The organism is Arthrobacter sp. Y3221087 (genome assembly GCF_059089905.1).
The window spans coordinates 1,700,205-1,713,217 of the sequence record NZ_JBNHFE010000001.1 but is presented as its reverse complement, the minus strand read 5'-3'; the positions used below and the strand labels follow the sequence as shown (position 1 = coordinate 1,713,217).

12 protein-coding genes are annotated in these 13,013 nt (G+C 66.5%); 3 read left to right on the top strand and 9 right to left on the bottom strand.

The window, feature by feature from the left end; genetic code table 11:
- Positions 1-81 precede the first annotated feature (81 nt).
- The 8 genes from secF to pdxT form a co-directional block, all read right to left on the bottom strand.
- Positions 82-1,098, bottom strand: a complete 1,017-nt coding sequence (gene secF, locus AC5RUO_RS08180; RefSeq protein WP_494009274.1) for a protein translocase subunit SecF — start codon at positions 1,096-1,098, stop codon at positions 82-84.
- A complete protein-coding gene (gene secD, locus AC5RUO_RS08175; RefSeq protein WP_494009275.1) occupies positions 1,098-2,855 on the bottom strand; it encodes a protein translocase subunit SecD in 1,758 nt (585 codons plus the stop codon). The genes secF and secD overlap by 1 nt, the downstream gene beginning before the upstream one ends.
- Before the next feature lie 98 nt (positions 2,856-2,953).
- Entirely contained in the window at positions 2,954-3,355 is a 402-nt protein-coding gene (yajC, locus tag AC5RUO_RS08170) for a preprotein translocase subunit YajC (RefSeq protein ID WP_494009276.1), read from the bottom strand.
- A gap of 206 nt (positions 3,356-3,561) precedes the next feature.
- On the bottom strand, positions 3,562-4,650 hold the full coding sequence (gene ruvB / locus AC5RUO_RS08165; protein WP_494009277.1) for a Holliday junction branch migration DNA helicase RuvB: 1,089 nt from the start codon (positions 4,648-4,650) through the stop codon (positions 3,562-3,564).
- Positions 4,643-5,287, bottom strand: a complete 645-nt coding sequence (ruvA, locus tag AC5RUO_RS08160) for a Holliday junction branch migration protein RuvA (protein ID WP_494009278.1) — start codon at positions 5,285-5,287, stop codon at positions 4,643-4,645. Before ruvA ends, ruvB begins: the two co-directional genes overlap by 8 nt.
- An 87-nt stretch (positions 5,288-5,374) precedes the next feature.
- A complete protein-coding gene (gene ruvC / locus AC5RUO_RS08155) occupies positions 5,375-5,953 on the bottom strand; it encodes a crossover junction endodeoxyribonuclease RuvC (protein ID WP_494009279.1) in 579 nt (192 codons plus the stop codon).
- Between the two features lie 50 nt (positions 5,954-6,003).
- Positions 6,004-6,759, bottom strand: coding sequence for a YebC/PmpR family DNA-binding transcriptional regulator (locus tag AC5RUO_RS08150; RefSeq protein ID WP_133347236.1), 756 nt, complete (start codon positions 6,757-6,759; stop codon positions 6,004-6,006).
- 3 nt (positions 6,760-6,762) lie between these two features.
- Entirely contained in the window at positions 6,763-7,473 is a 711-nt protein-coding gene (gene pdxT / locus AC5RUO_RS08145; protein ID WP_494009280.1) for a pyridoxal 5'-phosphate synthase glutaminase subunit PdxT, read from the bottom strand.
- Between the two features lie 90 nt (positions 7,474-7,563).
- Between pdxT and AC5RUO_RS08140 the strand changes: the two genes are divergently transcribed.
- The gene (locus tag AC5RUO_RS08140) at positions 7,564-8,856 is read left to right on the top strand and encodes a MurT ligase domain-containing protein (protein ID WP_494009281.1); all 1,293 of its coding nucleotides are present in this window, start codon (positions 7,564-7,566) and stop codon (positions 8,854-8,856) included.
- Positions 8,853-9,614, top strand: coding sequence for a type 1 glutamine amidotransferase (locus AC5RUO_RS08135; protein WP_494009282.1), 762 nt, complete (start codon positions 8,853-8,855; stop codon positions 9,612-9,614). Before AC5RUO_RS08140 ends, AC5RUO_RS08135 begins: the two co-directional genes overlap by 4 nt.
- Before the next feature lie 5 nt (positions 9,615-9,619).
- On the opposite strand, the gene AC5RUO_RS08130 is transcribed toward AC5RUO_RS08135, so the two are convergent.
- Positions 9,620-10,912, bottom strand: a complete 1,293-nt coding sequence (locus AC5RUO_RS08130; RefSeq protein WP_494103226.1) for a CapA family protein — start codon at positions 10,910-10,912, stop codon at positions 9,620-9,622.
- Between the two features lie 85 nt (positions 10,913-10,997).
- On the opposite strand from AC5RUO_RS08130, the gene AC5RUO_RS08125 reads away from it, so the two are divergent.
- A complete protein-coding gene (locus AC5RUO_RS08125) occupies positions 10,998-13,010 on the top strand; it encodes a M3 family metallopeptidase (RefSeq protein ID WP_494103225.1) in 2,013 nt (670 codons plus the stop codon).
- The last annotated feature ends 3 nt before the right edge of the window (positions 13,011-13,013 follow it).

Genomic DNA, 13,013 nt, shown 5'->3' with positions numbered 1-13,013 from the left:
AAATATGCCGGGCCGGACAGCGCGATGGTTCCGCTGTCCGGCCCGGGGCCGTCTTTCAGGCCGTTGACTGGAATGATCCGGTCAGGCCTGGGCCGGCTCGGTGGAGGCGGTCCGGCCGGCCGCACCGGCACGGCGGTGCTCCACGCGCTTGGCCTGCCTGACCAGATCCGGCTCGTTCTGCCGGAGCCAGGCATACATGGGTGCAGCCACGAAAATGGTGGCGGCCGTGCCGATGAGGATGCCCACGAACAGGGCCAGCGACAGGTCCCGGAGCGTACCCGCACCCAGCAGTCCGGCGCCGATGAACAGGATGGCGCCTACGGGAAGGATGGCCACCATCATGGTGTTGATGGAACGGACCAGGGTCTGGTTCACGGCGAGGTTGACCTCCTCTGCAAAGGTGCGCCGCGTGGAGGCGTCGATGTCGGCAGTATTCTCCCGGATCTTGTCGAACACCACCACGGTGTCGTACAGCGAGTAGCTGAGGACGGTCAGGAAGCCGATGATGGCTGACGGGGTGACCTCGAAATCGCTGAGCGCGTAGACGCCGGCAGTGATGAACATGGTCACCACCATGCCCGCGATGGCTGAGAGCGACATCTTCCACGTTCGGAAGTACAGCGCCATCAGGACCGCAGCCAGCAGGACAAAGATCACCAGGCCGATCAGCGCCTGCTTGGTGACGTCGGCACCCCAGGTGGGACCCACGAACGTGGAAGTCACCTCGTTTTCCGTGACGCCGTAGGCCGCGGTCAGGCCCTCCTTGATGCGGAGGGTCTCATCGTCCGTGAGCTTGTCCGTCTGGATCCTCATGGTGGTCCCGGCGACGTTGGCAACGCGGGGGACACTGCCCGCGACGACATCCGTGACGGCCTTCTCGCCCAGGGCGGCGTCCGTGGTCTGCACGTTGGAAACCGTGAACTCGGAGCCGCCGCGGAACTCGATACCCAGGTTGAACCCGCCCTTGACCGCCGGGATGACGATGGAAAGGGCCATCGCCACGGCAGCGATGAGGAACCAGATTTTCTTGGAACCCACAAAATCGTAGGAACGCTTTCCCGTGTAGAGCTCGTTACCGAAATTGGCGAAGCCTGACATTACTTGTTCTCCTTCGCTGCCGTCTTGGAGGAGCCGGCCAGCTGCTCCTGCTTCTCCGCCAGGCGGCGTTCGGCGATGGTCATCCTGCGTTCGGCTTCGGCAGCGGCGCCGGCGTTCTTGGCGCGGACCACCGCCGGCTTGTCCTCCGGGGTGCGCAGGCGTCCGGCACCGCGGTACAGCGGCACGGCACCCAGCCGCTTGGGATCAAGCCCGGAGAGCGGGTGGCCCTCGCCGAAGAACCTGGTGCGGGCCAGCAGCTGCAGCGTGGGGTGCGTGAACATGAACACCACGATGAGGTCTGCGATGGCCGTGAGGCCCAGCGTGAAGGCGAAGCCGCGGACGTTGCCGACGGCCACGAAGTACAGGACCAGGGCGGCCAGCAGGTTCACGGCCTTCGAGGCCAGGACCGTGCGCTTGGCGCGCTTCCAGCCGTTCTCGACGGCGGACACCAGGCCGCGGCCCTCACGGAGTTCATCACGGATGCGCTCGAAATAGACGATGAACGAGTCGGCCGTCTGGCCGATCGCCACGATGATGCCCGCGACGCCGGCGAGGGAGAGCCGGTAGTTTTCCGTCCAGCCAAGGATGGCGATGGCAAGGTAGGTGAGGATACCCGCAACCACCAGCGAGGCGATCGTGACGAAACCAAGCGCCCGGTACTGGAAGAGCGAGTAGACCACCACCAGCAGCAGGCCGATCAGGCCTGCGAGGAGGCCCATGCGCAACTGCTCGCCGCCGAGGGTGGCGGAGATCTGCTGCTCGCTCTGGATTTCGAAGCTGATGGGAAGGGCCCCGAAGCGGAGCTGGTCGGACAGCGTCTTGGCCGTCTGCTCCGTGAAGCCGCCGGTGATTTGGGGCCGTCCGTCGGTGATGACGGCCAGCGACCGGGGTGCCGAGATCACCTGGTCGTCCAGGACGATGGCGAACTGGGCTTTGGGATCGGTGCCTGATTCGCCGCCGGCGGCCACATAGAACTGGTTCAGGCGTTCTGTGACCTCTTTGAACTTGGCGGTGCCCTCGTCGTCGAACTGGATGTTCACGGCCCAATCATTGGTCACGGCGCCCTGGGCGCCCTGCTGCAGCTGGAAGGACGAGGTGACAATGTTGCTGCCCTTGACCTCCACCGGACCGAGGATGTACTTGATGGCCGGCGTGGTGTCCGTGGCAGGCTCGCAGGTTACCAGCGGCTTGGCGGGATCCGAGCGTTCCTGTTCATCCTGGGCGGGGTTGTCACAATCCAGGGACTCGAACTGCCGGTAGATTTCCGGGGTGATCCAGTTGATGTCGCTGCTGTTGGCCGGCTCCGCTGTGGGCTTGGGCAGCTGATCCTCGGGAGCCCGTGACTCCTCGGGGACAGGTGCACCGGCACCGCTCAGGAGGACCGGACGGAAGTTCATGTCCGCGGAGGCCTGGATGAGGTCGCGGGTCTGGCTGGAGGGGGTTCCGGGAAGGCTGACCACCACATTCCGCCCGGACTGGGTGCTGATTTCCGCTTCGGCCACACCGGAGCCGTCAACCCGCTGGCGGATGATCGCCACGGCCTGGTTGAGCTGTTCCTCGTTGATGTCCGAGCCGCCCTCGACCTTCGGCGCCAGGATCATCTGGGTCCCGCCTTCAAGGTCCAGAGCGAGCTTGGGCGCCCAGCTTGCCTGCCCGCTGAGGGTGCCGCCGGCCAGGACAGCGGTCAGCGCGGCGATGATTACGCCGAGCCAGACCAGGACCCTGAGGCCTGGTTTCTTAGGGCCAGTTCGTGCCATTGTCGATCTTTCTCTTGATCACGGAAGAACCGCCGGTGCCTGTTGTGGCCAGCACCGGCGGCGGTCCGCAGCGGTAGAGGGTTATGCGTTCAGCGGGACTAGCTGTCCTTCTTGCCCTCATCGTTGAGGCGCTTGAGGGTTTCGTCGGGAGTTTCCACCGGCGTGGTGGCGGTGCTGCCGCCCTCACGGCCGGTCAGGGAAGAAGCATCGTCCGGAACGGCCGGCGCAGCGGGCTCCGGCTCAACGGCCGCGGGTTCGACGATCTTGGTGACAGCCTGGCGGTGGACGGTGGCGAGGTTGCCAGGGGAAAGTTCGAGGGTGACCTTGTTTTCGGCGTCGTCAACGGCGACAATCCGGCCGAAAAGGCCGAAGCTGGTCATGACGTCGACGCCGGGGCCGAACTTCGACTGGAGCTCCGCCTGCTGCTGCTGCGTCTTCTTATTGCGCCGGAACATCATGAAGATGAAAACTCCGAGCATGACGAACAGGAGAATTGACATTGGATCCAAGGGGAATTCCGTTCCTTAATTGCCGAACCGATTTTCCGGCGACGTCCGCCCCGTTCCGCCAGTGGCCGGGCTGACAGGCACAAGCCTGACGGAATCCCTTCCCCACCGAGGCGGCCAGTTGAATGGCGCCGGCGAAACATGGGCCCGGACGTGCCGAGCGTCATACCAGTCTAAGGGGAAAAACTGAAGGGAGCCTGTTATTGGCTTTCCGGGGCCCAGTCTTCGGATGCTGCGGCGGCATCGGAGTCGGGATCGAAGAGCTCCAGCTGCTCCTGCGCAAAGACTCCGGTGGGGATGGCGTAGCCGAGGTGCGTCCACGCCGGTGCCATGGCTATCCGGCCGCGTGGCGTACGGCCCAGCAGGCCTTCCCTGACCAGGAAAGGCTCCGCCACCGTTTCCACGGTCTCCGTTTCCTCGCCAACGGCGATGGCCAGGGTGGACAGCCCCACCGGCCCGCCGCCGAACTTGGTGATGAGCGCCTCAAGGACTGACCGGTCCAGGCGGTCCAGGCCCTTCTTGTCCACCTCGTACATGTCCAGTGCGGCGGACGCTGCACGGGCATCGATCTGCTCGATTTCATGGACCAGTGCCCAGTCCCGGACCCGCCGCAGCAGGCGGTTGGCGATTCGGGGGGTGCCGCGCGACCGCCCGGCAATTTCCGTGAACCCGGCCGAGTTCACCTTGAGGTCCAGCAGGCCCGCCGAACGGCGGAGGACCAGTTCCAGCTCCTGGACGGAGTAGAACTCGAGATGCCCGGTGAAGCCGAAGCGGTCGCGCAGCGGTCCGGGAAGCAGGCCGGCCCGGGTGGTGGCACCCACCAGGGTGAAGGGCGGCAGTTCCAGCGGAATGGCCGTGGCCCCGGCCCCCTTGCCCACCACGATGTCCACCCGGAAGTCCTCCATGGCCATGTAGAGCATTTCTTCGGCCGGCCGGGACATGCGGTGGATTTCGTCGAGGAACAGCACCTCGCCCTCGGACAGCGAGGAGAGGATGGCGGCAAGGTCGCCGGCGTGCTGGATGGCCGGGCCGCTGCTGATGCGCAGCGGGGCGTTCATCTCGGACGCGACAATCATGGCGAGTGTGGTCTTGCCCAGGCCGGGCGGGCCGGAGAAGAGCACATGGTCCGCGCTGCGGCCGCGCATCCGGGAGGCCTTCAGCACCAGGGACAGTTGCTTGCGCACCCGGTGCTGGCCCACGAAGTCGTCCAGGTTCTTAGGCCGAAGGGCGGCTTCGATGGCACGCTCTTCCGGCTCCTCACCTGCCGCCACCAATGACGCTTCAGCCACGGCTGCCTACGCGGTTGCCCGCCCTGGCGCCGTCCTGGCCCAGCCAGCGCAGCGTGGTCCTGAGGATTTCGGGGACGTTGCCGCGGAAGGATACCTCCGGCTCATCCGCCAGGGCTTTGTCAATGCTGGATGAGGCGTCTTTTTCGGACCAGCCGAGGCTGGTCATCGCCGCCACCACCTGGGGCTTCCATGATGCCTCTGCGGCCGTGGGGGCGGCTGCGGAACCGGCGGTGCCGTGCGGAACCAGTTTCCCGGCCAGCTCCAGCACGATCCGGCCCGCCACCTTGGGTCCGATGCCGGGCACCTTCGTGAAGGTCTTGCTGTCCCCGGTGTGCGCGGCAACCCGGATCGCTTCGGGATCGTGGACCGCCAGGACGGCAAGGGCAAGCCGCGGCCCGACGCCGCTGACGCTGAGCAGCACGTCGAACACTTCCCGTTCGTCATCAGTGGCAAATCCGAAGAGAGTCAGGGAGTCCTCCCGGACAATCAGGGACGTGAACAGCTTGCCTTCCTCGCCGGTGCGCAGTCCGCTGAGGGTCTGCGGGGTGGCGAACACGCTCATTCCGGCGCCGTTGAGGTCGATAACGGCCGTGGACAGGCCTACGTGCGCTACGGTTCCGCGGAGGAAACTGATCAAGGCCGGGGCTCCTGGTGTTGGCCGGATCCCGTGTGGGACCGGCTATCCGAACATATCTACGAATACCCTAGCAAGGGGCCGGGACATTCAGCGGGCACGCCGCGCCTTCGCCTCGGCGGCTGCCCAGGCCTGCTGCGCAGGTGTCAACGCGGAGCTGCCGGGACCGGTGGTGGCGGCAGCCGCGCCGCTCCCGGCCCGCCAGGCGTGGGTAATGGCGAGGGCCAGAGCGTCGGCGGCGTCGGCCGGACGCGGCGGCGCTTCCAGCCGAAGGATCTTGGTGACCAGCTTGGTCACGGCGTCCTTATTGGACGAGCCGCTGCCCGTCACCGCGGCTTTGACTTCCGACGGCGTATGCAGGGCCACCGGGATCCCCCGGCGGGCTGCTGCGGCGATCACCACCCCGGACGCCTGGGCCACGCCCATCACGGTACTGACGTTCAGTTGCGAAAAAACACGTTCGACGGCGAGGACCTGGGGCTCGTAGCGGTCAAGCCATTCGTCGATTGCCGTGGCGATCACCAGCAGCCGCTGGTCCAGGGTCTCCTCCGGGGAGGTGCCGACCACGCCGACGGCCACCATCGTTGCCCGCCGGTTCCGCTCGACGTCCACGACGCCGATCCCGCAGCGGGTGAGGCCGGGGTCCACCCCCAGCACACGCAGTGTCACGCGTGCGGGAAGCGGGCAGCCGGGCCCTGTTCAGCAGGCAAGGCCGGACGTCACTCTGATTCCAGGGCGGCCTGGACTTCGTCGCTGAGGTCGGCGTTGGTGTAGACGTTCTGGACGTCGTCGAGGTCCTCGAGCGCGTCGGACAGCTTCAGGAACTTGCGGGCTCCGTCCAGGTCCAGGTCCACCTGCATGGAAGGTACGAACTCCACTTCGTCGGTGTCGTATTCGATGCCGGCTTCTTTCAGCGCCTCCCGAATCGCGGGCAGGTCACCCGGCTCCGAGTGGATTTCGAAGCTGTCGCCGTTGTCCTTGACTTCCTCGGCGCCGGCATCCAGCACTGCCATCAGGACGTCGTCCTCGGAGAGGCCGTTCTTGGGCAGCGTCACCACGCCCTTGCGGGTGAACAGGTAGCTGACGGAGCCGGGATCGGCAATGGTGCCGCCGTTGCGGGAAATGGCCAGGCGCACCTCGGAGGCGGCACGGTTCTTGTTGTCCGTGAGGCACTCGATCAGCAGCGCCGAACCCTGGGGCCCGCGTGCCTCATACATGATCTCGGTGTAGTCCACCACTTCACCGGTGAGGCCGGCACCGCGCTTGATGGCACGGTCGATGTTGTCGTTGGGGACCGAGGTCTTCTTCGCCTTGGTGACTGCCAGTTCCAGGCCGGGGTTGCCGGCGAGGTCCGGCCCGCCCATACGGGCTGCAACTTCGATGTTCTTGATCAGCTTGGCGAACGACTTTGCGCGGCGGCTGTCAATGATCGCCTTCTTGTGCTTGGTCGTCGCCCATTTGGAGTGGCCTGACATGCTTTACGCTTCTCCTCTGATCATCCGGATAAAGAGTTCGTGTACGCGTTTCTCCCCAGTCACTTCCGGGTGGAAGGAGGTGGCCAGCAACTGGCCCGAACGCACTGCAACAATTCTAGCTGTCCCCGGCAGGGGGGCGGCGTGGGACGCATGCTCCGGCTCGGCGGGTTCCACCTGCGCCAGCACCTCAACGTCCGGGCCTACCCGCTCCACCCAGGGCCCGCGGATGAACACGGCGTGGACGGGCGGGACGCCCGCATCCGTGGCGCTGAAGTCCAGGCCCTTGAAGTCCAGGTCCGTTTCGAACGAGTCCCGCTGGCGGCCGAAGGCGTTGCGGCGCACCGTCATGTCCAGGCCGCCGAAGGTCTGCTGCGGGGCGCCGGAGAGGTCGGTGGCCGGGTCGGCGATGTCCGAGGCGAGCAGGATCATGCCGGCGCAGGAACCATAAACCGGCAGTCCTTCGGCAATGCGCTCCCGCAGCGGTCCGGCCAGCTCGAAGGCCCGCGCCAGCTTGTCGATTGCGGTTGATTCGCCGCCGGGAATGATGAGCCCGTCCAGGCCGTCCAGCTCCTTGGGCCGGCGGATGCCCACGGCTTCGGCGCCGGTGGCCTCAGCGGCCCGGAGGTGCTCCCGGAAGTCACCCTGGAGCGCCAGCACGCCGATCCGCAGGCCTGCACCAACGCGCGCGGAAGCGGCGGAAAGGGAATTTGTCATCCATCCAGCATACGGGCCCGCGCCCTGCCGCCGGGTCCGCCGGGAGCAGCCCGCGGCGGTTGCATGCCGTTGCTGGGATATATTCGAAACATGGTTTCCCTCAGTGTTCCGCTCGGCAAGCTGGTCCGCCGTGCCACCCGGCTCCGGGGCGGCGGCTCCGCCCTGCCGGGTCTGGTGGTCGAAAAAATCGATCCCGGCTTTATGCGGCGGACGCTCAGCACCCTCCCCCATGGCGTTGCGGTGGTGAGCGGCACCAACGGAAAGACCACCACCACCAAGATGGTGGTGGAACTGCTGGAGAGCCAGGGGCTCAAGGTCTTCACCAACCGCACCGGCAGCAATTTCACGCGCGGAGTTGCAGCTGCCCTGCTGGGTGAGGTGGACTGGCGCGGCAGGCTCGACGCAGATATCGCCGTCCTGGAACTCGATGAAGCCCACGCCGTCCACTTCGTCAACAGCGTCCCGCCCCGGTACTGCCTCCTCCTGAATGTCCTGCGGGACCAGTTGGACCGGTTCGGTGAAATCGACAAGACAGCCCAGCTGCTCCAGCAGATTGCCGCCAAGACCACCGGAACGGTGGTCTTGAACCGCGAGGACCCGCGGGTGGCAAGGATCGCCGACACCCTTACCGGGCAGGACGTGAAGTACTTCGGGCTGGACGAGTCACTGCTGGGCACCTTCCCCAACGACGACGACATGCGCGCCGCCCCCGGAAGCCCCGCCCCGGCGGGCCTTTCGGAGAAGCCGGCAGCCGACGTCGTACTCCGCAAGGTGGGTGCGGACACCGCCGAATTCGAGTACGACGGCGGCACGGTCACCACGTCGATGAAGCTTCGGGGCGTCTACAACATTTTCAACGCAGCGGCCGCCCTGACCCTGGCCAGGAGCATCTGCGGCGCCGGCGCCGCCACCGCTGACCACGAAACGCTGCTGGAGGCATTGTCCCAGGTGGCGCCGGCCTTCGGACGCGGCGAGAGCCTCACCGTGGACGGCCACCCCCTGGACCTGGTGCTGGTCAAGAACCCCAGCGGTTTCCGGCTCGGCCTGAAGTCGTTCCCGGCGGGCGGTTACGCCACGATGATTGCCATCAACGACAACTATGCCGACGGCCGGGACATGTCCTGGCTGTGGGACGTGGAGTTCGATTCCCTGCGTGCGGAGGGCGTGGACCAGCTCACCGGATCCCGCGCCTACGACATGGCCCTGCGGCTGCAGTACGACGAGGTTCCTTTCGGATCGGTCCAGCCCGAGATCGCGCCGGCGCTGGCCGCCTTCATCCGGGAAGCTTCGGGCAAGCCCAAGCGGATCTTCTGCACCTACACCGCCATGCTGGCCATCCGCCGCGAACTGTCCAAGATCACCGCCGTGGAGGTTGTCGCGTGAGTTCCGAAACACCCGCCACCGGACCCGTTGAAGGACAGGGCAAGGGCACCCTCCGCGTGGTCCAGCTCTACCCGCGGGACATGAACATCTATGGCGACTGGGGCAACGCGCTGGTCCTGCAGCGCCGCATCAGCTGGCACGGCTACACGCCCGAGCTGCTTGAATACAACGTGGGCGACCCCTTCCCGGAAGACGTGGACATCATCGTGGGCGGCGGGGGCCAGGACAGCGGGCAGCTCGTCATCCAGGACGACCTCCAGGCCCGGGCCCCCGAGCTGAAGGGCCTGGCGGAGGACGGCGCCCCCATGCTGCTGATCTGCGGCCTCTACCAGCTCTTCGGACGGTTCTTCAAGACCCGCACTGGTGCCGTCATCCCCGGCATCGGCGTCCTCGACGTCGAGACCCACGGCACCGACGAACGGCTGATCGGCAACGTCAAAGTCTCCACGCCCGAGTTCGGCGAAGTCCTCGGCTACGAAAACCACAGCGGCCAGACCACGCTGGGAGAGGGTGTCCGACCCCTGGGCACCACCGCCAAAGGGACCGGCAACAACAGCAGGGACGGGCATGAGGGCGCGCGGTACCGGAACATCGTTGCAAGCTACCTGCACGGTTCGCTGCTGCCGAAAAACCCCGCCATCGCCGATTTCCTGATCCGCACGGCGGCGGAGCGCAGGTATGGAACGTTCGAGCCCGGCCACCCGGACGACAGGTTTGCCGAGCTTGCAAGGGAACACGCAGCCCGGCGTCCCCGCTGAACCGCCTACGGCTCGCGGCTGATGAGGAGTTCGTGGGCTCCGGCAGCCGCTGCCCCCATCGACTCCACCACTGCCTGCGTGCGCTGCCGGGTTGCGGCGTCCGCTTCCGGCCCTGCGCAGGGACCCTGCGGCGCGTCCGAAGCCACCGAACACCAGCGGTAGGGATCGCGGACAATGACCGACGGCGCCCACGCGAGATCGGTGACGGTCCACTTATCGGAACCGTCCTGGCCGAACTGTGCCCGGACCAGCAGGCCTTCGTTGTTCACCACGTACCAGGGCGAGAGTTCCGTGACCCCGTTGCCCAGCCCGTAGACGATCCAGGTTCCGTTGTAATTCTCGATCGGCAGGACCGAGTGCGTGTGGTGCCCGTACACCAGGTTGAACTGGCCGCTGTCAGCCAGCGCGTGGGCAACCTCCTGCTGCTGGGCGTTCGGTGCGCTGGCGTACTCGTCGCCGGCGTGCATCGCGCCCAGGACGATGTCCGCGCCCAGGGCCCTGGCCTTCTCCGCCTTGGCGATCATGGCCGGCGCGTCCAGCATGTCCACCTGCCACGGGTACTCGGCGGTGAGTCCGTTGAGCCCGTAGGTGGCCTGGATGACAGCCACTTTGGCGGCCGCAGTTTCCAGGATCAGGATCCCCTGCGACTCATTCTCAGTGCGATACGAGCCTGTGTGCTTGAGGCCCGCCGCGTCCAGGGCGTCGAGGGTGCGCAGCAGCCCGTCGGTGCCGCGGTCGATGGTGTGGTTGCTCGCCGTCGTACATGCCTGGTAGCCCACCGCCTTTGAAGCCGAGATGATCTGCGGCGGGACGTTGAAGGAGGGATAAGCGGAGAATGGCCCCTCCGGTCCGGCCACCGGCGTTTCCTGGTGGCAGATGGCAAGATCGCTCCTGCTGATGTAGCGGCGCTGGCCCTCCAGCAGCGGCACAAAATCAAGGCCGGGTTTTCCAGCGGCGGCGGCATCCTGCTGCGCCTGCTGCCACAGCTCGGTGTGGACCAGCATGTCGCCGGTGACCAGGACCGAGGTGCACCGCTGCACCGGGCACGCAGGCCCCTTCCCGGGAGTGGGAACCGGTGTGGGCGTGGCGTCAGGGGGCGGCGTCCCGGTTTGCTCGCCTGTACCAGGCCGGGCAGTACCAGGCTGGACCGATTCGGCCGGCTGCTGCGGCGTACCGTTCTGTTCAGCGAGCAGGCCGCAGCCCGCCAGCACACCTGTCAAGCCCAGCGCTCCGGCCAACGACAATGCCACGACGCGGGCGCGCCAGCGCCCGGCCGCCCCGGCAGCTATGGTCCCCATACCCGTCATTGTAGGGATGGCTGCCGCCGGCAAACGGCATTGTTGCCACATTGAGAAGCGTGGCTTGCTGTGAAAGGTTTACCCCATGACGAACCCCCTCCTGGCTCCCAGCCTCCTCCCCTATGGACTCCCCCCGTTCAGATCGATCGAGGATTCGCACTACGCCGAAGCCATCGAAGCCGGACTGGCCGAACACCTCGCTGAGATCCAGGTGATCGTGGATAACCCTGAGCCTGCCGATTTCGAGAACACGGTGGTGGCGATGGAACGGTCCGGGCGGTTGCTGGAGCGGGCTGCGGCGCCGTTCTTCACCCTGGTGTCAGCCGACGCGTCTGAACGGATCCGGCAGCTGGAAACCGAATTTTCGCCGCGGTTTTCCGCACACCAGGATGAGGTCTTCCTGAACCGTGCACTGTTCGAAAGGTTCGCTTCCGTTGATGCCTCCGCACACGATCCCGAGCAGGCCCGCCTGCTGGAGGAGTACCTGAAGGAGTTCCGCCAGTCCGGCATCCAGCTGGACGGGCCTGGGCAGGAGCGGCTCCGGGCAATCAACGCCGAGTTGGCCCGCCTTGGCACGGAGTTTGGCCAGCGGGTCAAGGAAGGCATGAAGTCAGCTGCCCTCCTGCTGGACAGCCCTGCCGAACTTGCGGGCCTGCCGGCGGATGACGTGGCCAGTGCTGCGGAAGCGGCCCGCGAAGCGGGACACGATGGCAAGTACCTGCTTACCCTCGTCCAGCCGGGAAACCAGCCTGCCCTTGCCTCGCTGGCGGACCGGAGCGTGCGGCGCCGCCTGTTTGAGGCGTCGGTTGCGCGCGGCAGCAGCGGCGGGGAACTGGATGTCCTTGACCTCGCGCGCCGGATGGCCGGCCTGCGGGCCGAGAAGGCGTCCCTCCTGGGATACGCCAACTACGCCGAACTGGTGGTGGACCGGCAGACCGCTCCGGACTTCGGGGCCGTCCAGTCCATGCTTGGCCGGCTGGCGCCGGCAGCCGTCCGGAACGCCGACGCCGAGGCAAAGGCACTGGCCGGCGTCGCGGGCCATCCGCTGGAAGCCTGGGACTGGGCCTACTACTCCGCGAAGGTCCGGAAGGAAAGGTACGACGTCGACGAGCAGGCGCTCCGGCCGTATTTCGAGCTGGACACGGTGCTGGTGGACGGCGTGTTCCATGCCGCCACCTCCTTGTACGGCATCACCTTCCAGGAGCGGACTGACCTTGCCGGCTACCATCCCGACGTCCGGGTCTGGGAGGTCCGCAACGAGGACGGGAGCGGGCTGGGACTGTTCTTGGGCGACTACTACAGCCGGGAGTCCAAGCGCGGCGGCGCGTGGATGAATTCCCTCGTGGACCAGTCAGGCCTGCTGGGCACCCGCCCCGTGGTGATCAACAACCTAAACATTTCCAAGCCGCCGGCGGGCGAACCCACGCTGCTGACCCTGGACGAGCTCCGCACGGCGTTCCACGAGTTCGGGCACGCCCTGCACGGGCTCCTGTCCAACGTCACGTACCCCAGGTTCTCCGGCACGTCCGTCCCCCGGGACTTTGTGGAGTATCCGTCGCAGGTCAACGAGATGTGGATGATGTGGCCGGAGGTGCTGTCCAACTACGCCCGGCACCATGTCACCGGGGAACCGCTTCCGCAGGACATCGTGGACCGCCTGGAAGAATCCCGGCTCTGGGGTGAAGGCTTTGCCACCACGGAATACCTCGGCGCGGCGCTGCTGGACCTGGCCTGGCACACGCTGGAGCCGGGCAACGTCCCGGAGGACGCGCTCGAGTTCGAGGCGAAGGCCCTCGCGGCAGCGGGGATCGCCCATCCGCTGATTCCGCCGCGGTACCGGACGGGCTATTTCCAGCACATTTTTGCGGGTGCGGGGTACGCCGCCGGCTACTACTCCTACATCTGGAGTGAAGTGCTGGATGCCGAAACGGTGGACTGGTTCAGCGAGAACGGTGGCCTCACCCGGGCAAACGGCGAACGGTTCCGCCAGGAGCTCCTCTCGCGCGGCAACAGCCGCGACCCGCTCGAGTCCTTCCGCAACCTCCGCGGCCGCGAAGCCAGTTTGGAACCCCTGCTAAAGCGCCGCGGCCTCGAGTAAAAG

Excerpts from the sequence above, each read along its gene's own strand:
- secF (WP_494009274.1), bottom strand. The coding sequence starts at position 1,098 with ATGTCAGGCTTCGCCAATTTCGGTAACGAGCTCTACACGGGAAAGCGT.
- secD (WP_494009275.1), bottom strand. The coding sequence starts at position 2,855 with ATGGCACGAACTGGCCCTAAGAAACCAGGCCTCAGGGTCCTGGTCTGG.
- yajC (WP_494009276.1), bottom strand. The coding sequence starts at position 3,355 with ATGTCAATTCTCCTGTTCGTCATGCTCGGAGTTTTCATCTTCATGATG.
- AC5RUO_RS08150 (WP_133347236.1), bottom strand. The coding sequence starts at position 6,759 with ATGTCAGGCCACTCCAAATGGGCGACGACCAAGCACAAGAAGGCGATC.
- pdxT (WP_494009280.1), bottom strand. The coding sequence starts at position 7,473 with ATGACAAATTCCCTTTCCGCCGCTTCCGCGCGCGTTGGTGCAGGCCTG.
- AC5RUO_RS08140 (WP_494009281.1), top strand. The coding sequence starts at position 7,564 with ATGGTTTCCCTCAGTGTTCCGCTCGGCAAGCTGGTCCGCCGTGCCACC.
- AC5RUO_RS08130 (WP_494103226.1), bottom strand. The coding sequence starts at position 10,912 with ATGGGGACCATAGCTGCCGGGGCGGCCGGGCGCTGGCGCGCCCGCGTC.
- AC5RUO_RS08125 (WP_494103225.1), top strand. The coding sequence starts at position 10,998 with ATGACGAACCCCCTCCTGGCTCCCAGCCTCCTCCCCTATGGACTCCCC.